Origin of the sequence: Leucobacter musarum subsp. musarum, assembly GCF_001273845.1 — a bacterium.
In the GTDB taxonomy this organism is placed as follows: Bacteria; Actinomycetota; Actinomycetes; order Actinomycetales; family Microbacteriaceae; genus Leucobacter; species Leucobacter musarum.
On record NZ_JHBW01000089.1, the window covers coordinates 99,048 to 123,861 of the forward strand.

The window sequence follows — 24,814 nt, forward strand, 5'->3', positions numbered from 1 at the left end:
GCGCTCGCGAGCAGGAGGGCGCGGCAGGGCAGCACGGCGTAGCGGGGTGCGGTGTGGCGGGGCGCGGCAGCAAGCGGCGCGGCGCGGGCCGGTGGCCCCGCCCCTAGTGCCCGCCGCCGGTGTAGGCGCCGGTCACGGCGAGGCGCTCGAGGTGTGCGGGGAGCGCGAAGCGCGGGTCCCAACCGGTGACCGCGTCGAGGTCGTCGCCAGCGGCCAGCTGCGCCGCCCATTCGCCGAGCTGCGGCGAGAACTTGAAGCCGTGCCCCGAGAGCCCGGTCACGGTGACGACCCGCCCGCTGGCGCTGCGGTCGACGACGGGCAGGCGATCCGGCGTGTAGGCGCAGTGGTGCACGCTCTGGCGCACGGGCTCCGGGTTGATGTCGGGGAACAGCTCGGCGGCGCGTTGCCCGATCTTGATGAGTTCGGCGCGCGTGTGCGACGCGGGAACCTCGTCGACGTCGCGGAACACGGGCCACTCCGGGTTCGTGCACGCCTTGAACGAGTACCCGTCGAAGCTGGGGGCGCCGAAGAAGTGGATCGGGCCGACGTCGCGCAAGAACGCGGGGAAGCGCGACGGCACGAACTGCTCGGGATGCTTCGGCATGAACCAGGTGAGCCCCAGCACTTGGAGGCGCAACAGGTCGTGCAGCTCGGGGGAGAGGCGGGTCGACCACGATCCCGAGGCGACCACGACCGACCGGGCGAGCCACGCGCCCTGCGGGGTGCGCACCACCACGCCGTCGCCGCGCTCCTCGATTTCGAGCACCGGGGTGTTGAAATGGAGTTCGGCGCCGTTCGCCTCAGCGAGGTCGAGCGCGCTCATCACGGCGACCTCGGGGCGCAGCCCGCCGCCGTGCTCGTCGAGCAGGGCCACATCGCCGTCGTTGATACGGTGCTGCGGGTATTCCGCCCGCAACTCCTCGGTGCTGAGCAGGCGGTGGGGGATCCCGAACTCACGCACGGTGCTGATCGCGGTGTCGAGGTCGGGGAACCCCTCGGGGGCGATGCTCAGGCAGCCGACCTCGGCGTAGATATCGCGACCCGATTCGCGCTCGAGTTCGCGCCAGAGATCGCGTGACCGCTGAATCATGCGCACGTACGTGCCGCCCTCGTGCACGGCGGTGCGGAAGACGCGCGACTCGCCCACGTACGATCCGTGCGGGTGCACGCGCCCATACTGCTCGATGCCGACGACCTTCAGGCCCTCGCGCTTGCTCAGCTGCCACAGGGCCATCGAGCCCACGGTGCCGGCGCCGATGACGATCACGTCGGTGTGCTGCAGTTCCATCAGTCTTCTTTCTCGGGTGGTCGGTGCGGTGCGGTGAGGTTGCGGGTTCGGGTTCGGTCGGTCCGCTCGGGTGCGGGATCGCGTCACGTGCAGTGGCGTCGCCTACGCGAGCGCGGGCGCGTCCCAGAGGTTCAGCTGCGTGCCGATGCCGTCGCGCAGGGCGTTGCGATACACCTGCGTCGCCCACGCCACGTCTTCGACCGGCATGCCGCCGACCGAGTAGATGAAGATCTCGTCATCCGACTGGCGGCCCGGCGTGATGCCGCGAATGATCTCTCCCACGTCTTCGAACTGCTCCGGGGTCATGCGCCCGTCGCGCACGCGGTCGACGAGGCTGATGCCCCAGATGCCGACGATCTCGTGCGCGGGCTCGGGGAGTTCTTCGGCCCACGCCTGGTAGATTTTGCGCGCGTCGACGACATGGCGGGAACGCTGCACGAGCGGCTCCTCGACGGCGAGGTGGGCGGAGCAGCAGATGAACGCGCCCGGCTTCACCCATTCGTCGCGCACGAGCGGGTAGTGCTCCGAGCCCGACTGGCTGGGCACGGCGATGCTGACGATGTCGCAGTCGCGCACGGCGCCCTCGAAGCTGTCGACCTGTTCGAGGGTGAGCCGCGGAAACTTCTCGGACGCCCACGAGTTGAACGTGTCGACTCCGCTCTGGCTGCGGCCGAAGACGCGTACGGTGTCGATGTCGGGGCGCACTGCCATGAACGATTCGAGCGAGGTGCGGTTCATGGGGCCGGGGCCGACGATGCCGACGACTCGGGCGTCTGCACGGGCGAGCTCCCGGGCGCCGACGCCCGGGATCGCACCGGTGCGGTAGGCACTGAGTAGGTTCGCCGACATGATCGCGAGCGGGGCGCCCGTGTCTTTGTCGCTGAGGGTGAACATGAGGATCGAGCGCGGCAGGCCGCGCTCCTTGTTCGCCACATTGGAGCCGTACCACTTGCACCCGGCCGCCTGGTAGTCGCCGCCGAGGTACGCGGGCATGGCCATGAATCGGCGATCGGGCCCATCGACGGGCATGCCCGGAAACGTCTCGGTTTCGGGGAAGAAGATCTGAGCACCGTGTGAATTGTTCTCGGTGCCGGCCATGCGGTAGTCGCCCTCAGCGAAGAGGCCGAGCATGTCTGACATCGTGTCGACGCACGCGGCCATGTCGGTGACACCGGCGCGGATCATGTCGGCCTCGTTGAGGTACAGGAAGTCGATGCGCGTATCGGGTGCGGTGGGTGCAGATTCTGGCACGGCGGTGTGTCCCTTCGAAAGCGGTTCCGGCGACGGTGCGGCGGGTAGCGTTAGCCTAGAACTATCCATTTGGATAGTCAAGTGCGCACGAGTGACGCGATGCGCACAGCAAACGGCGCGGCGCAGGTTGCGCAGCGCAGCGGGACGAGGAGCGTGCGACGCGAGAACCGCAGTCGGGCGAGGAGCTACCCCTGCGGCCGCGCGGCGGCAGCGACAAGCATGCGGATGCGGCCGAGCGCGGGCTCGACGGCTTCGGGGAGCACGAGCTGCTTGAAGACGATGCCGTCGAGCGCGAACCAGATCAGCTCGGTGAGTGCGGCATCGTCGACGCCGAGGCGCGCGAGCTGTTGCCCGATCGCCTCGCGGTACGCACGATAGTGGCGTTCGGCGAGGGGCCGCAGCTCGGGGCGCCGACGCGACTCGAGCAGCAGCTCGTACTGGAAGGCCTGCACGCCGCTCTCGCGGTCGGCCAACGACTCGATGCCGGCGGCAAAGGTGTCGACGGTGAGCCCGGCACCGACCATGTTCGAGCCTCGCAAACTCTCATCGATTGCGAACTCCATGGCCTCGGCCACGAGTTGGTCACGTGTGCCGAAGTGGTGTCGCACGAGGCCGTGCGAGACCCCCGCTTCGGCAGCGACGGCGCGATAGGTGAGTGCGCGCAGCCCGCCGGCGGCCACGACGACGACGGTGGCGCGCAGCAGCGCTTCGCGGCCCGAGAGGTCAGTCATGGTGTCGAGGGTATCGGCTTCCCCACGGCGACTCGTGCGCGCGGCTCGCGGGTCGGCGTGTACGCACCGCGATGTCCGATTTCCGCGTGCACTGGTGATCCGGCATCGCGAGAATGGATCACGTGAACCCCGCACCCGCCGACCGCGACGCCCGCCCGCTGCCGCTCGACTTCGATGCCTGCTACCGGGCGGCATCGGGGCGAGACGCGCGATGGGACGGCCGGGTGTATCTCGGGGTCACGAGCACCGGTATCTACTGCCGCCCCTCGTGCCCCGCGCGGAAGCCGCTGCCCGAAAACTGCCGGTTCTTTCCGAGCGCCGCGGCCTGCGTGGCCGCGGGGTTCCGCGCGTGCAAGCGCTGCCGCCCCGAGGCGGTACCGGGCACTCGCGACTGGGACGCGCGGGGCGATCTCGTCGCGCGGGCGGTGCGCCGCATTCGAGAGGGCGCCATCGACGCCGTCGGCGTCACCGGCCTGGCCCGCGAACTCGCGGTGAGCGAGCGGCACCTGCGTCGCATGCTGGTCGATGAGATCGGCGCCGGCCCATTGCAACTCGCGCGCACTCGTCGCGCGCACGCCGCCCGAGCGCTCATCGACCAGACCGACCTGTCGCTCACCGATATCGCCTTCGCTGCAGGGTTCGGTAGTGTGCGACAGTTCGGCGACGTGATGCGAGAGGAATTCGGGATCGCCCCATCGCAGTTGTCGCGCCGCGTCGACCGCAGCGTGACGTCGCCCTCCGCAGAGCCGACGTCTGACGAGCGCCCGGCGCTCGCGCTGCAGCTGCGCACGCGCGCGCCGTACGAACCTCGTGCGCTTCGCGCCTCGCTCGTCGCCCATGCGATTCCTGGCCGAGACCGCATCGAGCCCGACGGGTCGACGGAGCACGCACTCGACGTGCCCGGCGGCACGGCCGTCGTGCGCGTGCACTGGCCGCTCGTCACGAGCGTCGTCGAATCGCCTGCCGTCGAACCCGGTCGTGCGGGCACCGTGGCTATTCCCGTCACGCTGACGCTGCCTCGCCTCGCAGACGTGATGCCCGCGATCGCGATCGTGCGCCGCATGCTCGACCTCGATGCTGATCCCGGGCAGATCGCCGAGGCGTTCGCAGCAGAGCCCCGCCTTGCCCCGCTGATCGCCGCGCGGCCCGGACTCAGACTGCCGGCCGCGCGATCGCCTCACGAAACCGCACTCGGCACGGTGCTCGGTCAGCAGATCTCACTCGCCGCCGCACGCACCGTGCAGGGCCGACTGGCCGCCCGCTTCGCGACGCCGCTCACCGGCACCGCCGCAGCGCCAGGATTCCACGGCGCCCTTGACGTCGCCGCGATCGCCGCGGAATCGGCGGAGACCTTGCGGGAGACGCTCGGCCTGACGAACCGGCGCGCCGCAACACTGCGCGCGCTGGCGACCGCGATCGACGGAGGGCTCGACCTCGGCGCCGGCGCCGATCGGGAGGCCGCCCGACGCGAACTCGCGGCACTCCCCGGAATCGGGCCGTGGACGGTCGAGATCATCACGATGCGAGCACTCGGCGACCCCGACGCGTACCCTGCGGGCGACCTGATTCTGCGACGGGCGCTCGGTGATCCGGCACCCCGCGAAGCCGAGCGGATCGCCGAGCCCTGGCGCCCCTATCGCGGGTACGCGACGCAGCACCTCTGGGCAGACTTCTTGGAATCGACCGCGCGAAAGGACCTCGCATGACCACCACACCCCTTCGCCGAACCGTCGTCGACGTGGTCGGAGCCCCGTTCCACGCGATCTGGTCGCCCCTCGACGGCGCCGTGCTCGCGGCCGGATTCGCGACCGAGAACGACCCCGAGGCGCGCTCGCTGGCCAAACGGCTCGGGCACCTCGACCCTGATGCGGTGGCGGGCGGGATCGCCGCATCGCGCGATGATGAACACCCGATCGCACGGGCGCTACATGCCTACGCCGCTGGCGACCTGCGGGCGATCGACGCGCTCGCGGTGCGTCAACCTGAAACCCCGTTTCGCGGCGAGGTTTGGCGCGCGCTGAGAGGGGTGGCGCCCGGTGAGGCCGTCACCTACACGGAGCTGGCGTCGATCGCGGGTCGCCCGTCTGCCGTGCGCGCCGCGGCCTCGGGCTGCGCGAGTAACCTCGTGGCACTGATCGTGCCGTGTCATCGCATTATTCGGCGAGATGGTGGGCTCGGCGGATACCTCTTCGGAACCGAGATCAAAGAACGTCTGCTGCAGCACGAAGGCGCCTGGCAGCCTGACCTCGTCGGACTCGCAACGAGCGGTTCGCGCGCCTAGCGACGATCGTCCGTCGCGATGTCGTCGGGAGCGAGGATGCGGCCCGGTGGCCGGGCTGTGACTTAGGCCGGAGAGAAGCGGTTGCGCAGTTCAGCTGCGCGACGAATGTCACCCTCGAGCGCGGCGGTCTGCTCGGGCGCGAGCGTTCCATCCTTCTTTGCATTGTCGAGTCGCTCGAGGCCGGCCTGCACCTCGGTGTCCAAACCATCGAGCACAATCTGCTGAATGCTCTGCGGCAGGCGCTGAAAGCTTGTCGTATCCATACCTTTCAAGGTACAAGGTGAGACGTGTATCCGTCACATCCTGGCACGAACTGCGATGCGTGTTCTGCAAAAAGTCGGTGAATCTGCTGAGTTTATGTGATTCGCCTGTGGGCGGCTCATGGACTCGGAGTGACCGTGACATCGATCACGGCCGTGCGCTGCTCCTGCGGATCCTCGGGCACGGCGCCTCGGAACTGATACTCGAACTGCACGCGAGTGGTGCCTGATCCGACCGCAGTCAGCGAATACGTCAGGTGATTTGGTGCACCGACGCTGCCGTTTTCGCCGAGATACTCGGTGTGCTGCTCGGGCACCGTCAGCACCGACGGATCGGGATCGGCAATCACGACCCACGCCGACCCCACTGAGGCGTTCACCTCTCCGAAGTCGACGACGAGCTCATCGCCCTCTGCGAGCTGCGCGGCGTGATCGGTGTAGTCGACCGTCACCGTTGTTGGTGCGGCCGCGCACGAGGTGAGCGAGAGGCAGAGGAGTGCGGCAGCAGCTGTCGCCAGCGCGCTCACCGTTCGGATCGTCATGTGCTCACGATAGCGGTGGTGCGGTTTCAGTTGGGGCGCTGGTTGACGTCGCCTGGCTCTGACTCTGGCGCGACGCTCGCTCGGCTCGTTTTGCAGCTCGGTACCGAGCGAACGCATCGATGAAGCTCTCCGATCGAGTTTCGGGGCGCTCCCAGACGACGATGAGCGCCGTTGCAATCGGGCCAAGAATGAGGCTCAGCAGAAACCAATTCCACCGACTTCGGTTCTTCTGCTCGGCGAGGCCCGCGTTGACCAGGGCGAGTGAGAACCAGAACGTGCTGACCGGTACGTACGTATCCATCCGGCCACTGTATCTGGCGTAGCGGCGGGCGACGCCTGGCGCCCGGAAACAGGAGAACGGGCCTAATCGTGGAGGAAAAGGCCCGTTCAGAGGGGATGACGGGAATCGAACCCGCGCTATCAGCTTGGGAAGCTGAAGTTCTGCCATTGAACTACATCCCCATGTTGGAATCACTGGGATCCCGACCCATCTACCGTAGCAGATGTGGCCCGTGAATCCATTTTGACTCCACTTTGGATCACCCGTTCGAATGTTGCCGTTAGGTCCTTCGCGGTGTCGACCTTCGCGATGTAGTGATTCTCCGTGGTCGTCACGGTCGAGTGCCCGAGTTGGCCGCGGGCGGCATCGGCGCCATGTTCGAGCGCGATGAACGAACCCACTGATGATCGGAACATCTTCGGAAGCTCGTTGAACGTTTCGAGCCCTTCGCCCAGGGCCTCTTTCCACTGAAGGCGGAAGTTGTCGGGGTTGCGTACCGTCTCCGTTGAAGACGGAAACACCACCTCTGTGGTCGACTCCATGCGTCGATTCAACAACATCGCGACGACGAAGGGCGGCAGCGCCAGGATACGAACGCGGTTTGTCTTCGTGTGCTCCTGGATGACCGTTTTGAACAGCTCATCCTTCACGACGGTGGCGTGGATGCGAACCGTCGCGGGCGATGTTTCGAAGTTGATGTCATCCCATCTCACTGCGAAAGTTTCGCCTGGCCGGCAGCCCGTTCCAAGCATGAAGTCGGATGGCTCGGCGAGGTCCGACACTCGGGCCATTCCGCGTCGATCGACACCGGCATCCCACTGGCGAAGCTTCGTGCGCATGTCAGAAATCTCTTCGATCGTCCACGCGCGCGGCTGCGCGACCTCAGATTTGATCGGTGCGCAGCCATCAACGGGGTTCACTGAGATGGCGCCCATTCGGATCGCGTAGTTGAAGACGTTCTGAAGTATGGCCTTCGCGATGCTTCCTGTAGCAGCGGAGGTCTCTTTCACCAGCGATCTCAGAAAAGCATTCACTCGTGGAGTCTTGGCTTCGCGGACGGTAAAACCGCCGAGCTTCTTCAAGATGTGATTGTCGATGACGCCGCGGTAACGTCGCTTCGTGCCTGTGGATGGCTTGCCAGTTTCGACGTACTCCGTCCACCACTCCTCAACCATCGCCGGAAGCTTCTGATCAGCAAGCCCAGTGTCCTCCGAACGCAATACCTCAGCGAGATAGGCCTTCAGGTTCAGAGTCGCCGCGTTCTTTGTGCGCCCAGTGCGGGAAGCCTTGCGTACGATGCCATCGTTGCCTCGAAAGCGGGTGATGGCGATCGTCGTGCCGGCAGAGTTCTTCGAGATGCGAATGGCGCCGTAGGTGCCGATCGGCAGATTTTGCCTGGCCATTATGCGACCACCTCGATCCGCTCCGTCCAGATGCCTGCACCCATCCGGGGCTGCACGTAGACGGTATCCCCGATGCGGCTAAGCATGCTGATGTAGACCTCCAGGGCTTCGTCGACGACGCCAAGCTGAAAGGCCATAGTCGGTATGTGGCCGATGCACTCACGCTCGACCTCTGAATACCTCATCGGATCGATAAGCTGCATCGCCGCCCACTCATCCGCACGACGCTCCATCTTTTCGTCGAACTGCGGGAACATCGAGGGTTCATCGCCATTGATGGCGTGCCAAGTCTCGTGGCCTAGAACGAATGGGTGTTCGCGGGGGCCCAGGTCGTGATGAAGCCGGACGAGCTTTCGACGATGGATGTATTCGCCGAGGCGCGCGCGCCCGCTGAGGTCTGCGTACTCGACGCGCACCCCTAGGTCGTCGAGCATGTCGAAAAACATGCGGTCAATCATTCAAAGAACTCCGAGTCGTCTCGACGGCGCTTGACCGTCTTGCTATCTTTCGCAGCTGCCCGCTCTTCTTCGACGGGGTGCTCAGTCTGCCGTAGGGGTGTGACATTCGCGAGAGTCGGCGCGTCTCGCTCGGCGCGCTCGAGGATCGTCTCAGCGTGCTCGATGATCTCGTGGGGATAGAGGCGAAGCGCCTCCGCGATCTGGGCAACCTGATTCACCTTGATCTCTCGCTCCGACTGGAGGATGCGCATCAGCGATCGTTCCGGGATGCCAGCAGCATCGGAAAGTGCCCGAACTGTCATGCCCGAGATGTTTCGTTCCGCGCCGATGGCCTTAGCCACAGCCTCATTCATGTCCATATGGGCAGCGTAATGTACCCAATCTGGCAGTGTCAATGCCGAAACTGGCGAACTACAAGAGTTGCATGCTGCCCAAATGGGCATTAACGTGGTCCGCATGGACAGCACAGAGTATGCGGCGGAAGTCGCGACAAAGGCACTGAAGGCCCTCGAAGGGGCGGGCGAGACAGTCAATTCCGCCTCCAGGAAGTCGGGAATCTCTCGCACCACTCTCGATCGCAAGCTCAAGACTTTGAAGGGGGTCAGCTCACTCACCGTTCGAGAACTTTTCGACATCGCAAAGCTCGCCAAAGTCGCGCCTCACACCCTCACCGAGGTGTATGCCGTGGAAGAGCGGCTCGCATCATGAGCTCGGCATCGCCGTTCATGACAGAGCGAGAAACGGCTGAGTTCTTGAGTGTCGCGCCGAGCACGCTTCGGAGCTGGAGGTCGCGGGATCCCGAGAGGCTTCCATTCCGGAAGACCGGCCGGATCATCCGTTACTCGCGCACCGTAGTCGAGAACTTCTTCTCAGACACGGAAAAGCCCGGTGCTGGAACACCGGGCAGCGACATCAAAGCCTAGGAGGGCAACCAATGTCTGAAGTTCAGGCTATCAACATCGTCGAAGACATCGAAGGCGAACTCAGGGTCTCATCGATTACCGTCGCCGAGCGGACCGACGTTCAGCACAAGAACGTGCTCGGGCTTGTACGGAGGAACCTGTCGCAGCTGTCGGCATTCGGAGGGGTCGCGTTTCAAACGCGGACCTTTATGACCGCAGGCGGACCTCAGATGCAGGAATTCGCTTTGCTGAACGAGCCACAGTCCACTCTGCTGATGACGTTCATGCGTAACAGCCCGATTGTGATCGACTTCAAAGTCGAGCTCGTGAAGCAGTTCTATGCGATGCGTCAGGCGTTCCAGGCACCGCCGGCGGCCGAAATCGATCGTCGTGGTCTCGCGCTCATGGTGCTCGCCGCAGAGGACGCCCGCGAGGCTGCCGAGCAAAAGGTCGCGGAACTAGAGCCGCGTGCTGGTGCGTGGGATGACCTCGCGTCGGGTGACGGTGACTACTCGGTCGGTGATGCGGCGAAGATGCTGCAGCGTGCAGGCATCGTGACCGGGCGCGATCGTCTGTTCGAGTTCATGAAGTCGATCGGTTGGGTGTTCCGGCAGTCGGGCCGATGGCAGGCGCTGCAGTCCGCGGTCGACACTGGCCGGCTGCGTCACAAGCCGCAGTCGCACCGTCACCCGGAGACAGGTGAGACCGTGCTGGATTCCCCACAGGTGCGCATCACGATGAAGGGCATCGAGCAGCTCCGAATCCGGATGCTCGCACCCATTCCCGAGCTCGCCGGCTAAGCCACCGGCGCAGTTTCTCGCCAGCGTTTCGACCCTGGCCTGGCTACTGCATACCCAATTTCGGCCCGAGATGCGCTCGCAGATCGGTTTCGGGCCACGGCCGCACGGCGGCTCACAACTACATAGCTGCAGCTGAAACGCCCCTGATTGGTGGGGCGGCACACCACCCCTGAGGTGGGTGACACCGACGGTCCACGCATGACTCCCGGTCCCAAAGGCTGCAGCGCTGAACAGAGAACTTAGATCAGGATCCTGCCCGAGCAAGCAGTTGCGCGCTTCGCTCCCGGTGACCGCTGGAAGGCGGCCAAGGATCCCGACCGGCCACGGCGGCACACTTCCTCATCGGCGTTCGCGCTGGGTGGAGCCGCTACACGCACGTTGCTGAACCCGTAGAGGCGGGGAGCACGGCAGGAAGCACGGTCACAGAGGTGGAGCGCCGGACTTGACGGCCCACCGCGGAGTTTGAGCGACCGCGGCCACCACGGGGAAGATCTGTCTCAGCTACAACGCTACCTAGGGGGCCGTGTTATTACTCGCATCGGAACCTCGAATGGTCGCTTCAAACCCTTCAGAAACGCCAGGGACGACTTTCGGGAGTGCGACTCTCTGCGAGAGGCGCACATAGGGAAGAACCTGCCGACGGAACGAAGCCCGCCCGGTGCGACGTTTGGTGTCGGAGCTTGGAAGAAGATGCTCTTCATAAAAACTCAGCGCGCTGCCCAACGAAGTATCTGGGTCGGGGTCCCCCTGGGCTCCGAAATGATGCAACTTAGCGCTGAAGCTCTCTCCTGGCATAAGCAGTTCGTTCGACCACTCATCTTTAGGGGCATGAAATCCTGTTGGGTCAAATGCCCAGCTGATCCGGATATTCGATATCCAATGGTCGCCATTATTTGTGATCTTGAAAGGGTAGCTGCCACCCGTGGGGGTTTCAGATGTATCGAAACTCACTATGAGCTTCGGTGCTGAACTTCGCCAACCAACGTAAAACGCAGCGGTCGATACCAGCAGCGCCAGTACTGAAACGAGTAGTACAGGCCAGTTATCGCTGGCGTACTCGATAAAAACCAGAACTGGTTTGCTCTCGTCATTCACAGCCAGAGCATATCGGGTGCATTCCCAAGTAGCCGTGTGCAATGAAATCTGTCTGCGTCAGTTACAAGCAGGGCTGTCCATCTTGGGCAGCACAATTTCCTGCCCTAATTACACCTCTCAAACCCGCCCCGCAGCGCATGTGGGCGGGTTTTTCGCATCCATCGAAGGGAACACCGTGCACATCGTTCAACTCCAGGTCGAGAACTTCAAGCGTATTCGCGCAGTCAGTATCGAACCCGACGACAGCGGGGCCGTTGTCATCTCTGGCCGCAACGCGCAAGGCAAGAGCTCGGTACTCGATGCCATCTGGGCGGCGCTCGGCGGCCGCGACGGCAACAAGAGCGTGAAGCCGATCCGTGACGGCGCCGACCAGGCGCGCGTGACGCTGAACCTCGGCGACATGATCGTCACCCGCATTTGGCGAAATGGAACGACGTCGGTGAAGGTGCAGTCAGCGGACGGCGCGGAGTACAAGTCGCCTCAGTCGCTGCTCGACATCTTGTTCGGGCGGATGTCGTTCGACCCGCTCGCGTTTACCCGGCTGAGTGCGCGCGATCAGAAAGAGATGCTGCTGAAGCAGGTCACCCTGGACGTGGATATCGATGAGCTCGACAGAGAGCGAGTGGCGAAGTTCGATGAGCGAACTGAAGTCGGCCGCCGCAAGAAGTCTCTCGGGGAACCCCCGGCATTCGACATCGCGATGGACATCGAGGAGACGAGTGCACGAGACGTTCTGTCCGAACTCGAAAACGCGATCGAGCACAACCAAGAGATCAGAAACGCCGGCGAGCGCACGGCTCGGCTCGAACGTCGAGTGCGCGAGCTGACTGAGGAACTCAACGCCGCGAAGGACCAGCTCGGCGATGTCGAAAAGCTGGCGGCGCGCCCCACGATCGACGAAACGGAGCTGAGGGCGAAGCTTCGCACCCTCGAAGATTCCAACGCAAAGATTCGCGACAACAACGCCGCACGCGAGCTGAACTCAGCACATGCGATTCTCGCGAACGAGTACGCCCACCTCTCCGAAGAGATCGAGGCTATCGATGCTCAGAAGGCTGACGCACTCGCTCGAGCAGAGTTCCCGGTCGGGGGTCTCGGGTTCGATGCGGATGGAGTGACGTTCGCCGGCATCCCGTTCTCGCAGGCGTCGGCGGCAGAACAGATCCGCGTTTCGATGGCGATGGCGATGGCGTCGAACCCGAAGCTCCGCGTCATTCGGATCATGGACGGCTCGCTGCTCGACGCCGACGGGATGCAGGTCATCACCGATGCGGCGCGCGAGCACGGATTCCAGGTGTGGATTGAGCGTGTGGGAGACGACGGCGCCGCGTTCGTAATCGAGGACGGCGCTCTGGCAGGGGAATCGGTCGATGCGGTGGCGTGACCTCACTGCGACGCTCATCGTCGCTGTACTGCTCGTCGCACTGCTGTGGTGGGCCCGTTCGAGCTTGGGTGCGTTCGCGTGAAGCACCCGCTGAAGCTGGCACGCAAGGAGTTCCCCCGATACGGTGCGGTCCTCATCGAGGAACACCCAAGGGGCGGGCAGACCTGGCGGATGCCGTGGGGAGAGCGATGGGTCGCTCTCCCGAGCATCCGCCTGGCAACGGTTCGCGCCCGCCTCGCTGAACTGCGCGAGCGCCGCGACCCATTGCATGGCTTTGAGCCCGCGCCGGTTCCGATGGGCCTGGAGTTCGCTGGCTCCGGGCACTTCACCGACCGATTCATGCTCATGGCTTCCCAGCACGGCGAACTTACCTATGCCGAGGTGCGCGCAGCGATGCTCGAGCCCACCGAGACCCGTGTGCATTGGGAGTCACACCGATGCGCGTACATCCGCGATCGCGTCGCCGTGATCGCCACCCGTGACGGCGCCGGCATGCGCCTCATCACCGTCCTGTGGACGCGCCCCGACCTGTGGGCGCAGAACCCGAGAGAAGAGAAAGAGACCAACCATGTCTGAGAAGAACGTCACCCGCGAGCACACCGTCGCCAATGCTCACGCCTGTAACGGTGCGGTGCATGTGGTCGTCGCCGATGCGCTCACCATCGAAGAGTCGCGAAAGCTGCGTCACGCGATAGAGGCAGCCGAGCAGAAAGCTGCCATGCAGAGCGCGGAAATCGAGAGCAACGTTCATCCCCTGTTTGTGGGACTGCGTGATCTTCTTTCCGACGCCGCGAAGAGCTTCGAGGAGGGCCCCGACGATGCCGCCTGACCAGATCACCGGGATTGTCGCAACCTCGATCGCCCTCACCATCACCGCCGCGGTGTGTTTCTTCGCAGCATGGAAACTCGGCCACCTGAGCACCCTGCTTCAGTGGCTCGGCTTCAGGGCAGGGCATTGATGTGTGGGTTCTGTACTCCGGATGATCCGGAGGGGCCTGACCCCTGGGATGAAGCAGATTACCGGCGCGACCTAGACAAAGAACGGGAGATCTTCGGTGACTGAAGAAATGAAGGCTCGTGAAGGCCTCGTGCTCGGGATGAGTGAATCCGAGTATCACGGGCAGGGCGTGTACAGAGAGTTTCGAACCGCTGAGCTCTCTTCGACTGGCGCGAAGAAACTGCTGAAGTCTCCTGCTCACTACAAGTGGGCGATGGACCATGCCGAGGATGAGAAGCCCAAAGCGACGTTCGACGTGGGAACCGCGATCCACACGAAGGTTCTCGGGACCGGGCAACAGGCCGTCTGTGTGCCTGAGGAGCTGCTCGACGCCGATGGGAAAGGCCGGCGCAATGCGGCGGCTCAGAAGTGGATGTCTGAGGCACGCAGGGACGGCTACGTCGTGGTGACGGCTTCTGAACTCCAAAGCATCAACCTCGCTGCCGAAGCGGTGCTGCGCCACCCTGATGTGGGCCCGGTGCTTGAAGCAGCTGGTCACCCGGAAGCGTCCGTGTTCTCCCAGGATCCTGAAACGGGATTGCCGATGCGCCTTCGGTTCGACTGGATGCCCACTGAGCACCATGTCGCGCTGGATCTCAAATCGACCACCGATGCGTCCACCAAGGCCTTCACGCGAACGATCGATGACCTCGACTACGACGTTTCTTGGGGTCACTACATGGAAGGTGCCGCCTACGCGGGTTCGCACATCACCGACATGGTCTTCGTAGCGGTTGAGAAAGTGCCGCCCTATGGGGTGCAGGTGCACAGTCTCGATCGTGACTGGCAGGAGATGGCGTTCGTGCGAGCGCGAGCTGCGCGCACCATTTTGCTCCGCTCCCTCGAGTCGGGGGAGTGGCCCTGCTACGTGCCGGGAGTTCGTGAGCTGCAACCGCCCCCGTGGGTGATCAATCGCTTCCAAGACGAGATGAAACAAGAACTGGAGGGGGAGCTTTGAGCAACCCAACACCACGCCCGCCCGCACAAGCTCGACCGCGCGGCCCGCGCCCAGTGGAGCCGTTGCAGACCCGCAAGCCGACGGGGCTGCCGTCCTGGCCTGTTCTCCTGCTGACGGGGCGGGAGAAGACGGGGAAGTCGTACCAGGCCGCGCGGGCCTCAGCATCCGAGCTCATCGGCCGGACGTTCTGGATCGGCTTCGGTGAGAAAGACCCTGATGAGTACGGGGCGATTCCCGGCGCTCGGTTCGAGATCGTTCCTCACGACGGCTCTCTCGAGGACTTCTACCAGAAGGTCCGCGCCGCGGCCGCGGCGCCGATCGACGACGGGCGAAAGAACCTGCTCGTGATCGACTCTGGCACTCGCATCTGGGACGAACTCCGAGACCAGGCGACAGATTCCGCGATCGCCCGTCAATCGTTCGACAAGGGCGGCAACCCCATCGTCGGCATGGACCTCTGGAACGTCGCCACCGGCAAGTGGGCGAAGATTCTCGCCGCAGCACGCACCCATGATGGCCCCGTCATCATCACCGCGCGACTCGACACGGTCACGGTCATGAACGATGCGGGTAAGCCGACAAAGGACAAGACCGACAAGATCAAGGGTCAGAAGGATCTGCCCTACGACGTCGACGCCATCGTCGAGATGCCCGAGCGCGGGAAAGCCACACTCACCGGCGCACGTTCGGTGATCTTCAAGATGCCAGAGCGCCTCGACATCGACTGGTTCGAGGAGCAGGGCGTAGACGGGCTCTGGCGGCGCCTTGGGCTCGACAGTTCGCCGACCTCACAGCCGGTCTACGCCGAGCCGCCCAATTCCGAGGAAGTCTGAGGTGGCCGGCAAAGACCTCTCCGTCTTCACGCCGGCTGTCGTCGATCTCATTTTCGCTCGCGACAACGGGCGCTGTGCAAAGTGCGGGCGCAAGTGGGATCGCGATTACGGCAGAGCAGCTCTCGGCGGCTGGGATATGCAGCATCGGATGGCTCGCGGACAAGGCGGATCCAGGAAGAACCCCGCAGCGGGCGACGTGTCAGCCGGCATCATCCTTTGCCGAACCTGTCACCACGACGTCGAAGTGAAGCACCGGGTAGACGGATTCGCGCAGGGCTTCGCCATCTCACGAATCGGCATTCGAATGCCGTGGGAAGTACCGATCCGGCACGCCGTCCATGGATGGTGCCGGTTGACGCAGGAAGGAGGCCACGAGCCATGCGTACCCCCAGACGACTGAACGACGAGCACGTGATCCTCGCGGCACGGGCCATGAGCACTGAGGAGCTTTGCCACTTCGCCACGGAGTACGAGGAGCTCGGGGATCGCAGCCTCGCAGCGCTCTACAGTGACGCGCTCAGCGTCCAAGCGCGAGAGATCAGCTGGGGTGAGATCATCCGCCTCAGCATGACCGGGTGGAAGGAGGAGGAATGTGGCCAGGATCAGAACCATCAAGCCAGAGTTCTGGACTGATGGGGCGATGATTCGCCTCCCCATCGAGGTGCGGCTCTTCTACATCGGACTGTGGAACTTCGCCTGCGATCGCGGGCATCTTGAAGACGATCCGCTCGGGCTCAAGCTGCGCATCCTGCCGGCTGACCCGGTGGATAGCGATTCCCTCGTGCAGCAGCTGGTCGACGCTGGGCGTCTCCGCCGTGCCACGGCGTCGGGGAAGGACTACTTGGAGATCCCGAGCTTCGCGGATCATCAGCGCGTCGATACTCGCTGGAAATCGCGCTGCCTCATGTGCGCTCAACCCGACTCGGTCGAACTCGATGAAACTCACGCGAGTTCCGATGAGACACGTGGGAGCGAACACGAGATCCCACGTAGGAGGGGAGGGGAAGGGAAGGTAAAGGAAAGGAGGGGAGGGGAGGTACCACCCCCACCCCCCACCACCCGAACTTGCCAAAAACACGACCACTGGGGTCACAACGAGAACTGTCGTGCCTGCAAACAGGACCGAGAAGCGTACGAAGCCGAGAAGAAGTCGATCGAAGCTGACGCCCGACGGTTTGCTCGCCGGGAGAAACAGTTCTGCCCTCATGGGCTACCGAGACACGAATCATGCGAAAGGTGTGGTGACGAATGGCCGGGGAAATAGACCTCGCCGAGATGGAGATCGCCGCCGGCGAGAACGCCGCGCAGCTGCTTCAACTCATCGAAGCGAATCAGCGCAGCGCCCTGCAGGCGTGGGTGAACGAGCGTTCGCGCAGCGAGCTCGCTTGGATGGTGCTCGCGCTCGGCGCCGACCTGCTGTCGAAGGAAGCCGAGATCGACAAGCTCGAAATCGGTCGCGGCATCCTGCAACGGCAAAACGAGACCCTCGACGTCGCCAACGCCACGCTCTTCCGAGAGAAACGCGTGCTCGGTGACAAAGTCAAGGAGCTGCGTAGCCTAAACGAGGCGCGCGCAGCTGCTCGACCGACGAAAGGGATGGCGGCAGCATGACGCAGACCACCGGGGAAGTTCTCGTCCTGAAGCTTCCGATTCCGCTCGACGCTATGGCGACCGTCCAGGAGTTCGTCGAGCGTGTCTACGGCTCGGGAGAAACACGTTTGCGCATGGATGGCGAGTGTATGCGCATCGTCGCCCCGGAGGACGGGTGGGGCCCACGAGCCCGCGGCCGAGGCAGGCTCCCATCAGCCTCGAATGACGCACTCAAACTGCGATACGTGAGCCTCAAGGAGGGTACGGCGCAGATCACGGTTGAAGACGCGGAATCCACTGTGCTCTTCATTACGGAGATTGCTAAGCAGTGGTTTGACTCGATCGGCGGCGTCAACTACGTCGAGACCAAACTAGCGACCGCAGGTGCCGACGAACCCGAGTTCGTTTTCACCATGCAGCGAGCATCTGGGATGACGCCGCACGAGCTTCGACAGAGTGCCGAAGCTCGCGTCGTTGAACTTGAGGCAGAACTCAAGCTCCTGCGGGGTGGCGAATGATCCTGGGAATCGACTTCAGCCTCACCGCTACTGGCGTCTGCGCCATCACCGACGGCCAAGCAGAGTGCATCACCATCCGATCCGGCCCCGGTGCCGAGTGGTGGATGCACCCAGACCGCGTCGGCATGATCGCCGGAAAGATCGCCGAATGGGCTACCCCGCTTGGTGGGATCCCGGCGTGGACTATCGAGTCGCCGTCGTTCGGGTCGAAAGGGCAGCTCGACAAGCTCTACTCAGGCTGGTGGATGCTCGTCGACGGCCTCATGCAGCGCGGATGGGAGCCACCTCTCAGGGTGACGCCGTCTCAACTGAAGAAGTTCGCGACGGGGCGCGGCAACGCGGCGAAAGACGAAGTTCTTCTCGCAGCCGCCCGACGCTACCCCGACGCTGCACCGGCCAACAACAACGAGACCGACGCCCTCGTGCTCGCCGCCATCGGCGCCGCCGCAGTCGGCGAACCCTTCGCCGGAGACCTCACCCAGTACCAACAAGACATCGTCGACGCCGTACGCGCCGGCGGAAAGGACAAGAAATGACAGACCGTCCATCACCCCCGTACCCGTCACCGGCGGAACTGAAAGCCACGAGAGCTCGCGCGATCGTGGCCTTACTCGTTATCGCAGTCGGCGTCGTCGCATCGATCGTGCTGCTGACGCTGCAGATCGCCCAGGTCGCCACGTTCTCGCCGGCGATCTTCGTCGGCCTGCTGCTCGGCACACCGCTGCTCGTGCTCATCATCGCGATCGCTGGCGGGCGGAAACGCCCCCGGGGATCGTCGAGCACGATCCTGAGCACTTCCGAACAGGCCGGCGTCGATCGCGTCGTCGATCGCATCCGGTCAGAACGGGGACAGCATGATGAGCGCTGAAACCGATCAGGAGCCGACGCAGCCAACGGTGAAGACGCTCGCAGAGGATCTCACCTTCGCTAACGAGCTCGGTGGATGGTGTGGTTACGGGTTCGACGAGGAGTCAGGGGCTCTCACCGTTGAGCTCTACGGCAACGACGGCGAGATCAAGAAAACATATCGAGCTCATGTGACATTTGAGGAGGTCCAGTAGTGGCCGGAGAACCGCTCATCACAGTTGTCGGGAACCTCGTTGCCGACCCGGAACCTCGCGTCAGCCAGGCAGGAAAGGCGTGGGTGACGTTCCGCATCGCCTCGACCCCGCGCGTCCGTGATCGTCAGTCGGGTGACTGGTCTGACGGTGAACCGCTGTGGCTTGGATGCCGGGCCTATGGCGACTACGCGGACAATATCGCCGCATCTCTCACGAAGGGCATGCGCGTCATCGTTCAAGGACGCCTCACTCAGCGGTCGTACACAGACAACCAAGGGCAGCAGCGCACCTCGCTCGACCTCGAAGTCGAAGAGGTCGGACCGTCGCTCCGCTTCGCTACTGCACAGGTGACGCGTGCCGGCGATCGCGGACAGGTCGGCGGCTTCGGGCAGCAGCAGGGCGGGTTCCAGCAGCCCGCCGCTCAGGAACGCTGGGGCGCCGCGGCGGTGCAGGATCCGCCGCCGAGCAGCTTCGGAGGATTTGACGACGAGAGTCCGTTCTGATGGCGACCGACACTCTCGAGAAGCCAGACACAACGGTCGCTCCGACCGACGCCGGCGACCATGACCGCTTCGCGCACTATTTCCGCAAATCCGACATCGAGGCCGCGTACTTCGATGGCGCCGAGGTCACCGCACTGTGCGGCAAGAAGGACGTGCCGACGCGCGATTTCACCAAGTATCCGATCTGCAAAACATGCCAGGAGGTCATGAATGCCATCCCAAAGTGACTACGTCACCACCGCCGAAGCCAACGCGGCGCTGAAGACGATCCGCCGACACCATCAGGACCAGGTGCGCGAGTTCCGCATCGCATGCGGCGACACCGTCTCCGACGTGCCGAAGCTCCCGAACCAGGCGACCCTCCGTCTCGGTCACAAGCTGGTCAAGGAGGAAGTGCAGGAGCTCATCGACGCTGTCATCGATGCCGACGCACACGAAGTGCTCGACGCGCTCGGCGACATCCTCTACCTGACCTACGGCCTCGCCGCGGCCGCCGGATACGACGTCGACGAAGCCTTCGACCGCATCCACGCCGCGAACATGGCGAAGGTCGGCGCCGATGGCAAGGTCCGGCGCCGCGAGGACGGCAAGATCCTCAAACCCGATGGCTGGACGCCACCGGACCTGACGGATCTCGTCACCGAGAAGTAACCAATCAAGCCCCGCCGCAAGCGGGGCTTTCGCATTCGAGGGGGTCTGGCAGGAGTCGGGCCCCCTCGACGTGTCGCAAGGAGGTGCCCGACGTGGGCCCAGAGAACGAATCGCAAAACATCCCCACCGTAAGCATCTACTTTGCCCCTCCGGGTACCGAACTGCCGCCAGTCGGCAACCTCGAGGCCGCCGGGTTCACGCCGCTCGGCTTCCGGTCCGAGGTTACGTGGATCGATGAGGCCCACGAGGCGTTCACCTCATTCGGTGATGCGGCGATCAAGGCGGGCGAAGCGATGAAGACATTCTCGATCACGCTCTCCGGTCTGAAGTTCGACGCATTGCTTCTCTCGGTGATCTTTGGTCGCAAACCTCGTCGAAAGCGCGACCGGAAGCGCTGGGTCGCACTCAAGAAGGTGCGGGCGAAAGCAGCACGGGATCTCCGCCGCGCTGATCAGCGTCTCGCAATAGGAATCAAGGAGGGCTCACGATGAGCACCTACGCATCGAAGACCGATGTCACCAGCGATCGCTCGCGCGGTGAGATCGAGAAGACGCTCGCCCGCTACGGGGCGACTCACTTCGCGTACATGACGGAGCCCGGCGCCGCGCGGATCGCGTTTCAGGCGAATGGTCGCCAGGTGCGGTTCACGATCCCGCTCCCGGACCCCGCCGCGCGCGAGTTCACGCACCACGCCCGCGGAGAACGCACGGCGTCGGCGAGGGATGCTGCCTACGAGCAGGCGACGCGGCAGAAGTGGCGCGCGCTCGCGCTCGTCGTGAAGGCGAAGCTCGAGGCCATCGAGTCCGGCATCGCGACGTTCGAGCAGGAGTTCTACGCGCACACCGTGCTCCCGTCTGGCCGCACAGTGTTCGAGGAGACCGGCGAGCAGGTCGCGACGATGATCGAGACCGGCATGCCCGGACGCTTGATGCTCGAAAGCGGGCCTCGATGAGCGCCGCGACGGCGCTCGACGTCTTCGCCGGCGTCGGATGGGGCGTCGCCTGCCAGTGGCTCGGCATTCGCGAGCACGGTGTCGAGATTGCACCCTCCGCGATCCGGCTGCGCACCGCGAACCGCATGCGCACGATCTACCGTGACGTGTGGTCCGGCCTCTTCCACGAGCACCTGGTGCCCGAGCACGATCTCTACATCGCATCGCCGCCGTGCCAGACGTTCAGCATGGCCGGGAAGGGCGAGGGGCGGAAAGCTCTCGAGGACGTGCTGCGCGCGATCGACGAACACCGCCACGAGAACCCGGCCCGCCTGCACGAGCTGACCGAGTCCCTCGACCCGCGCACCGCACTCGTGCTCACCCCGCTCGCGCACATCTACCGGCACCGGCCGCGCCTGATCGCGCTCGAGCAGGTACCCGAGGTGCTCCCGGTCTGGCACGCCTACGCGACCGTGCTGCGCGGGTACGGCTACTCGGTGTGGACAGACGTCATGCGGGCCGAGCAGTACGGCGTACCCCAGACCCGGAAACGCGCGATCCTCATGGCTCGCCTAGACGGCAAGGTGCAGCCGCCCGCGCCGACGCACTCCCGCTACTACTCGACCGATCCGGGCCGACTCGATCCGGGCGTCGAGAAGTGGGTGAGTATGGCCGAGGCGCTCGGGTGGGGCATGACTGAACGTCCGTCCGCCACTGTCACTGGTGGCAGTGGCCGGCAAGGTGGCCCTGATCCGCTCGATGGTGGTTCAGGAGCGCGCAAGACGCTGCGAACAGCCCAGGAGCTTGGCAAGTGGCAGGGTCCGGGAGGCGTTGACCCTCGCGTCCCTGCAACGACCGTAGCTGCTGATCCGCGGCTCACGAGCCGAGGGCATCACAACCACGGAGAGCAAGGCCGTGCGGTGAAGTCGGCTGACGTACGAGAGCACTTCGAGCAGTGGACCACGGAACGGCCCGCGCCAACCGTAGTCGCTACCCGGCGCAGTGCGGGAGGAATGCTCATCGGTCGACAGCTTGCGGACGGCTCCCGGCAAGATGTCGGCGGGCACTCCGGCGCAGTTGGGATCAAGGAAGGCCAGCTGGCAGGCGTCCGCGTCACCGTCGAGGAAGCTGCGGCGCTGCAGTCGTTTCCACCCGATCTTGTGCTTCTTGGCACTCAGTCGGAACGGCATCTCGCGATTGGGAACGCGGTGCCGCCGCTCATGGCGGCTGCGATCCTCGGTGCGTTGCTCGCGCCGCCGGCGTCGTGCTCTCCGCTGAGAACCGGAACCACCCCGACATCGTCGTCGAGGAGCTCTCCGAACTCCACGTATGGGGCGTCGTCACGAGGAGCCTGCACCGTGTCCTCCGCTCCTGAACGCATGATCGCGCTCGTCGACTGCGAGTCGTTCTACGCGAGCTGCGAGCGCGTGTTCAACCCGGCCTTGTACGGTCGGCCCGTCGTCGTGCTCTCCAACAACGACGGCTGCGTCGTGGCGATGTCCCGCGAAGCGAAAGCGCTCCAGGTCGAGATGGGTGCTCCCTGGTTCAAGATCAAGGAGTGGGCAGCAACCGCCGGCGTCGTCGCATGCTCAAGCAACTACGAGCTCTATGGGTCGATGTCGGCGCGAGTCATGGAGATCATCGGCCGCTACTCCGCCTGGCAAGAGGTCTACTCGATCGACGAGTCATTCATCGGCCTGCACGGCACCGTCGACGAACTCACCGCGATCGGGCACCAGATCCGCGCCGAAGTACTGCGCTGCACCGGCATCCCCGTCCGCGTCGGCATCGCCCGCTCAAAGACCCAGGCGAAGCTCGCCTCACGCGGCGCCAAAGCCGACCCCTCACTCGGCGGCGTCTGCCACCTCGGCGCATATTCATCCGCACACCTCGAGCGAATCCTCGCCGGCACCGCCACTACCGACCTATGGGGCATCGCCCGCCGAACTGGAAAGCGTCTCGCCGGCATGAGCATCTTCACCGCGAAAGACCTCCGCGACGCTGAACCGAAATGGATCCGCAAGAAGTTCTCCGTCGTCATGGAGCGCACACTCTTCGAACTCCGCGGCATACCCTGCATCCCACTCGAAGAAGCACCCCCGCACAAAGACCAGCTGATCTTCTCCCGCTCGTTCTCACAACCAGTCACCACATGTGAGGGCATGCAACAAGTACTGTCCATCTACGCGCAGCGCGCGAGCTCACGACTCCGCGAACACGGCCTCGTCGCCGGCGTCGTATCGGCATGGGCGTCGACCAGCAGATTCCGTGGAGGCGAATTCCACACCGCGCACTCCGCGGTCGGGATGCCGACAGAAACCGACGACCCCATCGGCATCGCCAAAGCCAGCTTCGCAGTACTCCCGAAGATCCGCCCAGGGTCAGACTACGTTCGCGCCGGCATCGTGCTCACAGGCCTCCGAAAGAAGCTCGACGTCGCGCCTATCGCCCTCTTCGAGCCTGAATATGAGGGTCGCCGGATCGGTGAGACGCTCGACGAGATAACCGCGAAACTCGGCTCCCGCGCGATCGGTGTCGGACTCGGTGGTCTCCACGGCGCTCCGGTCTGGACCATGAAACGCGAAATGCTCTCCCGACGCGCCACTACCCACTGGGAAGAGCTGTGCGAAGCGAGCGCTTAGTCGTTCTATAGTCCAAAACTCGCTCCCGGATGGGTCTTCTTCGGGCCTTGCACGATGCCATCTGCGGCAGCGAAAATCGGGTAACCCTGCTGGGGGTCATCTGCCTGGAGAATCAGTTTCCACTGACAGTTCTTTGTAGATTCGGGGTCCATGATTTTCCCGCTAATGAATGGGAAGATGGCATTCATCTGGACAGCGAGCGATGTCAGTACTTTGTCTTCATCGGGCGCGATAAATATCCAGTCCGACGACTCCGGGGTGAAACCGGAAAGTATTTCGATTGAATCGATACGTTGGGCCCCATCCGGAATGTGGCCACTTTCCCCCACGGGGCCATGGATTCCCACCTGGGTCGGCCCTTCGCCGAATCGAAGTGTGGCCCAATCAAATGGCTGGTGGCGACCCTGATGGTCAAGAAGATTTCGATACTGGCGAGCCTCGGTAAGAAGATCCATTGTTGCTTCCGCGTGAAGAGCACGTGGAGCAAGCCACTTTAGGAACTTTGTGTTTGTTGAGTGCGGGACGTCACCAAGAACATTCCTGAAGCGAGAGAGCATGCTGGCGAAAGCGGAGAGCGTCGAGTAATACTGCAGAAAGAAGTCCTGTACGGCGCTGTAAAGCTCCTGCTGCGTTTCGTTCGAAGGTTCGTTGAATGAAGCGATGCTGCTAACTGGAATGAACTTGCGACGCGCCTCATGGATCTTGTCACGCTTCGCTATCAACCTGTATAGCGACTCCTGTAGCTCTCGAATCGCGTGGGTGTGTTTCTGCTCAAGCCGCCAATGGGTCGTTTCGTGGACCCAGTGATCAACGTAGCCCCGTCCAACGTTGAAGAATTGAAAATTCGCGTTTGCCATGAATTGAAGTTACCGAGTTAAGGGTTTTCATATCAATAAGAAGTTCTCAATCTGTGGCGAGTGGCTGCACAGGAGTCGGAAGCCTCATTGGACGTCGAGCCCTCCAAACCGTACTGGATCACTCCATCAGCAGTAGACGTAAAAATCGCCCCCTCGCCCGGGCCGTAAGGCTCAGGAGAGGGGGCGTCGCTTTCAGATCAGGTCGGGATTTTTCTTCACGTACTTCTCGGCATCTTGCTCGCTGATCGCGACAAGGCCGCGCGGCGTGTGAGCTAGAGCGCTCAGTACTCGTACCCAAGCCTTGCTCATCTCCGGCTCTTTGCCGCCTGAGTAGTGGAACGCGATCGTGACGTGAGGCGAGAGCCACACGGAAGTGCGACCGTCGCCCTCGCTGTGGCCCTTCTGCCAACTCAGAAAGAAGCCCTCTTGCTTGCGAAGTTTCTGTCCGATGACGAACTGGAGGTGTGCGAGTAAGCGGTCTTCAAAGTCGTACTCGTGATTGCCGTGAACTAGTTTCCCCATCCACGGAGTCTCGCAGCAATCCCATGGGAAAGCTAATGCCGCCGCATCCGCACAGAAAGGGTCTGATGCACGTTTA

Annotated in this window: 34 protein-coding genes and 1 tRNA gene; 21 read left to right on the forward strand and 14 right to left on the reverse strand. The window is 63.8% G+C overall.

The features are described from left to right. Nucleotides 1-103: 103 nt before the first annotated feature. From solA to CH42_RS14110, 3 genes are all read right to left on the reverse strand, one after another. Nucleotides 104-1,288 carry an N-methyl-L-tryptophan oxidase gene (solA, locus tag CH42_RS14100; protein ID WP_053353841.1) on the reverse strand — a complete coding sequence of 395 codons (1,185 nt, stop codon included), beginning with the start codon at nt 1,286-1,288 and terminating at the stop codon, nt 104-106. Nucleotides 1,289-1,390: 102 nt separating this feature from the next. Continuing rightward, on the reverse strand, nt 1,391-2,539 hold the full coding sequence (locus tag CH42_RS14105) for a tyramine oxidase subunit B (RefSeq protein ID WP_075205403.1): 1,149 nt from the start codon (nt 2,537-2,539) through the stop codon (nt 1,391-1,393). A 185-nt stretch (nt 2,540-2,724) separates the two neighbouring features. After that, a complete protein-coding gene (locus CH42_RS14110; protein WP_053353842.1) occupies nt 2,725-3,270 on the reverse strand; it encodes a TetR/AcrR family transcriptional regulator in 546 nt (181 codons plus the stop codon). A 122-nt stretch (nt 3,271-3,392) separates the two neighbouring features. On the opposite strand from CH42_RS14110, the gene CH42_RS14115 reads away from it, so the two are divergent. Further along, nucleotides 3,393-4,976, forward strand: coding sequence for a DNA-3-methyladenine glycosylase 2 family protein (locus CH42_RS14115; protein WP_204374553.1), 1,584 nt, complete (start codon nt 3,393-3,395; stop codon nt 4,974-4,976). Beyond that, nucleotides 4,973-5,551: a methylated-DNA--[protein]-cysteine S-methyltransferase gene (locus tag CH42_RS14120; RefSeq protein ID WP_053353844.1), complete on the forward strand. Its 579-nt coding sequence runs from the start codon at nt 4,973-4,975 to the stop codon at nt 5,549-5,551. The genes CH42_RS14115 and CH42_RS14120 overlap by 4 nt, the downstream gene beginning before the upstream one ends. Nucleotides 5,552-5,613: 62 nt before the next feature. Here the strand turns inward: CH42_RS14120 and CH42_RS14125 are convergent, their stop codons facing one another. From CH42_RS14125 to CH42_RS14155, 7 genes are all read right to left on the reverse strand, one after another. Continuing rightward, nucleotides 5,614-5,814 (reverse strand): hypothetical protein, encoded by a 201-nt coding sequence (locus tag CH42_RS14125; RefSeq protein WP_053353845.1) that lies wholly within the window; start codon nt 5,812-5,814, stop codon nt 5,614-5,616. A gap of 116 nt (nt 5,815-5,930) precedes the next feature. Further along, on the reverse strand, nt 5,931-6,353 hold the full coding sequence (locus CH42_RS14130) for a protease inhibitor I42 family protein (RefSeq protein WP_053353846.1): 423 nt from the start codon (nt 6,351-6,353) through the stop codon (nt 5,931-5,933). A gap of 4 nt (nt 6,354-6,357) precedes the next feature. Then, the gene (locus tag CH42_RS14135) at nt 6,358-6,654 is read right to left on the reverse strand and encodes a hypothetical protein (protein WP_053353847.1); all 297 of its coding nucleotides are present in this window, start codon (nt 6,652-6,654) and stop codon (nt 6,358-6,360) included. 90 nt (nt 6,655-6,744) lie between these two features. Continuing rightward, nucleotides 6,745-6,815 (reverse strand) — tRNA-Gly (locus tag CH42_RS14140). Nucleotides 6,816-6,824: 9 nt separating this feature from the next. After that, complete coding sequence (locus CH42_RS14145) at nt 6,825-8,036, reverse strand: tyrosine-type recombinase/integrase (RefSeq protein WP_053353848.1); 1,212 nt, start codon at nt 8,034-8,036, stop codon at nt 6,825-6,827. Next, the gene (locus CH42_RS14150; protein WP_053353849.1) at nt 8,036-8,494 is read right to left on the reverse strand and encodes an ImmA/IrrE family metallo-endopeptidase; all 459 of its coding nucleotides are present in this window, start codon (nt 8,492-8,494) and stop codon (nt 8,036-8,038) included. The genes CH42_RS14145 and CH42_RS14150 overlap by 1 nt, the downstream gene beginning before the upstream one ends. Continuing rightward, nucleotides 8,491-8,853, reverse strand: a complete 363-nt coding sequence (locus CH42_RS14155; protein ID WP_156322576.1) for a helix-turn-helix domain-containing protein — start codon at nt 8,851-8,853, stop codon at nt 8,491-8,493. The genes CH42_RS14150 and CH42_RS14155 overlap by 4 nt, the downstream gene beginning before the upstream one ends. 76 nt (nt 8,854-8,929) lie before the next feature. On the opposite strand from CH42_RS14155, the gene CH42_RS14160 reads away from it, so the two are divergent. Further along, a complete protein-coding gene (locus CH42_RS14160) occupies nt 8,930-9,202 on the forward strand; it encodes a hypothetical protein (RefSeq protein WP_053353851.1) in 273 nt (90 codons plus the stop codon). Nucleotides 9,203-9,428: 226 nt separating this feature from the next. Continuing rightward, nucleotides 9,429-10,196 carry a phage regulatory protein/antirepressor Ant gene (locus CH42_RS16620; protein ID WP_053353852.1) on the forward strand — a complete coding sequence of 256 codons (768 nt, stop codon included), beginning with the start codon at nt 9,429-9,431 and terminating at the stop codon, nt 10,194-10,196. Between the two features lie 513 nt (nt 10,197-10,709). Here CH42_RS16620 and CH42_RS16410 read toward each other — a convergent pair. Further along, complete coding sequence (locus CH42_RS16410; protein ID WP_156322577.1) at nt 10,710-11,291, reverse strand: hypothetical protein; 582 nt, start codon at nt 11,289-11,291, stop codon at nt 10,710-10,712. A 175-nt stretch (nt 11,292-11,466) separates the two neighbouring features. Between CH42_RS16410 and CH42_RS14170 the strand changes: the two genes are divergently transcribed. The 6 genes from CH42_RS14170 to CH42_RS14190 all read left to right on the forward strand — a co-directional run bounded on the left by CH42_RS14170 (nt 11,467) and on the right by CH42_RS14190 (nt 15,463). Continuing rightward, the gene (locus tag CH42_RS14170; protein WP_053353853.1) at nt 11,467-12,675 is read left to right on the forward strand and encodes an AAA family ATPase; all 1,209 of its coding nucleotides are present in this window, start codon (nt 11,467-11,469) and stop codon (nt 12,673-12,675) included. Between the two features lie 78 nt (nt 12,676-12,753). Continuing rightward, nucleotides 12,754-13,251 carry a hypothetical protein gene (locus tag CH42_RS14175; protein ID WP_156322578.1) on the forward strand — a complete coding sequence of 166 codons (498 nt, stop codon included), beginning with the start codon at nt 12,754-12,756 and terminating at the stop codon, nt 13,249-13,251. Then, nucleotides 13,244-13,504 (forward strand): hypothetical protein, encoded by a 261-nt coding sequence (locus tag CH42_RS14180; protein ID WP_053353855.1) that lies wholly within the window; start codon nt 13,244-13,246, stop codon nt 13,502-13,504. Before CH42_RS14175 ends, CH42_RS14180 begins: the two co-directional genes overlap by 8 nt. Next, complete coding sequence (locus tag CH42_RS16415; protein ID WP_156322579.1) at nt 13,494-13,634, forward strand: hypothetical protein; 141 nt, start codon at nt 13,494-13,496, stop codon at nt 13,632-13,634. The genes CH42_RS14180 and CH42_RS16415 overlap by 11 nt, the downstream gene beginning before the upstream one ends. Before the next feature lie 96 nt (nt 13,635-13,730). After that, nucleotides 13,731-14,630, forward strand: a complete 900-nt coding sequence (locus tag CH42_RS14185; protein WP_156322580.1) for a PD-(D/E)XK nuclease-like domain-containing protein — start codon at nt 13,731-13,733, stop codon at nt 14,628-14,630. 62 nt (nt 14,631-14,692) lie between these two features. Beyond that, nucleotides 14,693-15,463, forward strand: coding sequence for an AAA family ATPase (locus CH42_RS14190; protein WP_162231095.1), 771 nt, complete (start codon nt 14,693-14,695; stop codon nt 15,461-15,463). 562 nt (nt 15,464-16,025) lie between these two features. On the opposite strand, the gene CH42_RS16420 is transcribed toward CH42_RS14190, so the two are convergent. Continuing rightward, entirely contained in the window at nt 16,026-16,409 is a 384-nt protein-coding gene (locus CH42_RS16420; protein ID WP_156322581.1) for a hypothetical protein, read from the reverse strand. Nucleotides 16,410-16,711: 302 nt separating this feature from the next. Between CH42_RS16420 and CH42_RS14200 the strand changes: the two genes are divergently transcribed. From CH42_RS14200 to CH42_RS17255, 11 genes are all read left to right on the forward strand, one after another. Further along, nucleotides 16,712-17,074, forward strand: a complete 363-nt coding sequence (locus CH42_RS14200) for a hypothetical protein (protein ID WP_156322582.1) — start codon at nt 16,712-16,714, stop codon at nt 17,072-17,074. Next, nucleotides 17,071-17,571 carry a hypothetical protein gene (locus tag CH42_RS14205; protein WP_053353860.1) on the forward strand — a complete coding sequence of 167 codons (501 nt, stop codon included), beginning with the start codon at nt 17,071-17,073 and terminating at the stop codon, nt 17,569-17,571. The genes CH42_RS14200 and CH42_RS14205 overlap by 4 nt, the downstream gene beginning before the upstream one ends. Next, nucleotides 17,568-18,107: a hypothetical protein gene (locus CH42_RS14210; protein ID WP_053353861.1), complete on the forward strand. Its 540-nt coding sequence runs from the start codon at nt 17,568-17,570 to the stop codon at nt 18,105-18,107. Before CH42_RS14205 ends, CH42_RS14210 begins: the two co-directional genes overlap by 4 nt. A gap of 65 nt (nt 18,108-18,172) precedes the next feature. After that, entirely contained in the window at nt 18,173-18,439 is a 267-nt protein-coding gene (locus CH42_RS14215; protein WP_053353862.1) for a hypothetical protein, read from the forward strand. Then, nucleotides 18,429-18,632, forward strand: a complete 204-nt coding sequence (locus tag CH42_RS14220; RefSeq protein WP_156322583.1) for a hypothetical protein — start codon at nt 18,429-18,431, stop codon at nt 18,630-18,632. The genes CH42_RS14215 and CH42_RS14220 overlap by 11 nt, the downstream gene beginning before the upstream one ends. Next, nucleotides 18,632-19,135 (forward strand): single-stranded DNA-binding protein, encoded by a 504-nt coding sequence (gene ssb, locus CH42_RS14225; RefSeq protein WP_053353864.1) that lies wholly within the window; start codon nt 18,632-18,634, stop codon nt 19,133-19,135. Before CH42_RS14220 ends, ssb begins: the two co-directional genes overlap by 1 nt. Further along, entirely contained in the window at nt 19,135-19,362 is a 228-nt protein-coding gene (locus CH42_RS14230) for a DUF3039 domain-containing protein (RefSeq protein WP_053353865.1), read from the forward strand. Before ssb ends, CH42_RS14230 begins: the two co-directional genes overlap by 1 nt. Beyond that, on the forward strand, nt 19,346-19,786 hold the full coding sequence (locus CH42_RS14235; protein WP_053353866.1) for a pyrophosphohydrolase domain-containing protein: 441 nt from the start codon (nt 19,346-19,348) through the stop codon (nt 19,784-19,786). The genes CH42_RS14230 and CH42_RS14235 overlap by 17 nt, the downstream gene beginning before the upstream one ends. A 92-nt stretch (nt 19,787-19,878) precedes the next feature. Then, the gene (locus tag CH42_RS14240) at nt 19,879-20,277 is read left to right on the forward strand and encodes a hypothetical protein (protein WP_053353867.1); all 399 of its coding nucleotides are present in this window, start codon (nt 19,879-19,881) and stop codon (nt 20,275-20,277) included. Further along, nucleotides 20,274-20,738 (forward strand): hypothetical protein, encoded by a 465-nt coding sequence (locus CH42_RS14245; RefSeq protein WP_053353868.1) that lies wholly within the window; start codon nt 20,274-20,276, stop codon nt 20,736-20,738. The genes CH42_RS14240 and CH42_RS14245 overlap by 4 nt, the downstream gene beginning before the upstream one ends. Further along, complete coding sequence (locus CH42_RS17255; protein ID WP_204374554.1) at nt 20,735-23,359, forward strand: Y-family DNA polymerase; 2,625 nt, start codon at nt 20,735-20,737, stop codon at nt 23,357-23,359. The genes CH42_RS14245 and CH42_RS17255 overlap by 4 nt, the downstream gene beginning before the upstream one ends. Nucleotides 23,360-23,364: 5 nt before the next feature. Here the strand turns inward: CH42_RS17255 and CH42_RS14260 are convergent, their stop codons facing one another. Together CH42_RS14260 and CH42_RS14265 are read right to left on the reverse strand one after the other, a co-directional pair. Beyond that, nucleotides 23,365-24,216, reverse strand: coding sequence for a hypothetical protein (locus CH42_RS14260; RefSeq protein WP_053353869.1), 852 nt, complete (start codon nt 24,214-24,216; stop codon nt 23,365-23,367). A 192-nt stretch (nt 24,217-24,408) separates the two neighbouring features. After that, a partial coding sequence (locus CH42_RS14265; protein ID WP_306455211.1) for a DUF7882 family protein occupies nt 24,409-24,814 on the reverse strand: 406 nt, incomplete at its 5' end.

What these genes read in the sequence shown, in the direction of transcription:
- solA (WP_053353841.1), bottom strand. Translation starts at nt 1,288, where the DNA reads ATGGAACTGCAGCACACCGACGTGATCGTCATCGGCGCCGGCACCGTG.
- CH42_RS14110 (WP_053353842.1), bottom strand. Translation starts at nt 3,270, where the DNA reads ATGACTGACCTCTCGGGCCGCGAAGCGCTGCTGCGCGCCACCGTCGTC.
- CH42_RS14120 (WP_053353844.1), top strand. Translation starts at nt 4,973, where the DNA reads ATGACCACCACACCCCTTCGCCGAACCGTCGTCGACGTGGTCGGAGCC.
- CH42_RS14125 (WP_053353845.1), bottom strand. Translation starts at nt 5,814, where the DNA reads ATGGATACGACAAGCTTTCAGCGCCTGCCGCAGAGCATTCAGCAGATT.
- CH42_RS14130 (WP_053353846.1), bottom strand. Translation starts at nt 6,353, where the DNA reads ATGACGATCCGAACGGTGAGCGCGCTGGCGACAGCTGCTGCCGCACTC.
- CH42_RS14135 (WP_053353847.1), bottom strand. Translation starts at nt 6,654, where the DNA reads ATGGATACGTACGTACCGGTCAGCACGTTCTGGTTCTCACTCGCCCTG.
- CH42_RS14145 (WP_053353848.1), bottom strand. Translation starts at nt 8,036, where the DNA reads ATGGCCAGGCAAAATCTGCCGATCGGCACCTACGGCGCCATTCGCATC.
- CH42_RS14150 (WP_053353849.1), bottom strand. Translation starts at nt 8,494, where the DNA reads ATGATTGACCGCATGTTTTTCGACATGCTCGACGACCTAGGGGTGCGC.
- CH42_RS14155 (WP_156322576.1), bottom strand. Translation starts at nt 8,853, where the DNA reads ATGGACATGAATGAGGCTGTGGCTAAGGCCATCGGCGCGGAACGAAAC.
- CH42_RS14160 (WP_053353851.1), top strand. Translation starts at nt 8,930, where the DNA reads ATGGGCATTAACGTGGTCCGCATGGACAGCACAGAGTATGCGGCGGAA.
- CH42_RS16620 (WP_053353852.1), top strand. Translation starts at nt 9,429, where the DNA reads ATGTCTGAAGTTCAGGCTATCAACATCGTCGAAGACATCGAAGGCGAA.
- CH42_RS14180 (WP_053353855.1), top strand. Translation starts at nt 13,244, where the DNA reads ATGTCTGAGAAGAACGTCACCCGCGAGCACACCGTCGCCAATGCTCAC.
- CH42_RS16415 (WP_156322579.1), top strand. Translation starts at nt 13,494, where the DNA reads ATGCCGCCTGACCAGATCACCGGGATTGTCGCAACCTCGATCGCCCTC.
- CH42_RS14200 (WP_156322582.1), top strand. Translation starts at nt 16,712, where the DNA reads ATGGCCGGGGAAATAGACCTCGCCGAGATGGAGATCGCCGCCGGCGAG.
- CH42_RS14205 (WP_053353860.1), top strand. Translation starts at nt 17,071, where the DNA reads ATGACGCAGACCACCGGGGAAGTTCTCGTCCTGAAGCTTCCGATTCCG.
- CH42_RS14210 (WP_053353861.1), top strand. Translation starts at nt 17,568, where the DNA reads ATGATCCTGGGAATCGACTTCAGCCTCACCGCTACTGGCGTCTGCGCC.
- CH42_RS14220 (WP_156322583.1), top strand. Translation starts at nt 18,429, where the DNA reads ATGAGCGCTGAAACCGATCAGGAGCCGACGCAGCCAACGGTGAAGACG.
- CH42_RS14230 (WP_053353865.1), top strand. Translation starts at nt 19,135, where the DNA reads ATGGCGACCGACACTCTCGAGAAGCCAGACACAACGGTCGCTCCGACC.
- CH42_RS14235 (WP_053353866.1), top strand. Translation starts at nt 19,346, where the DNA reads ATGCCATCCCAAAGTGACTACGTCACCACCGCCGAAGCCAACGCGGCG.
- CH42_RS14245 (WP_053353868.1), top strand. Translation starts at nt 20,274, where the DNA reads ATGAGCACCTACGCATCGAAGACCGATGTCACCAGCGATCGCTCGCGC.
- CH42_RS17255 (WP_204374554.1), top strand. Translation starts at nt 20,735, where the DNA reads ATGAGCGCCGCGACGGCGCTCGACGTCTTCGCCGGCGTCGGATGGGGC.
- CH42_RS14260 (WP_053353869.1), bottom strand. Translation starts at nt 24,216, where the DNA reads ATGGCAAACGCGAATTTTCAATTCTTCAACGTTGGACGGGGCTACGTT.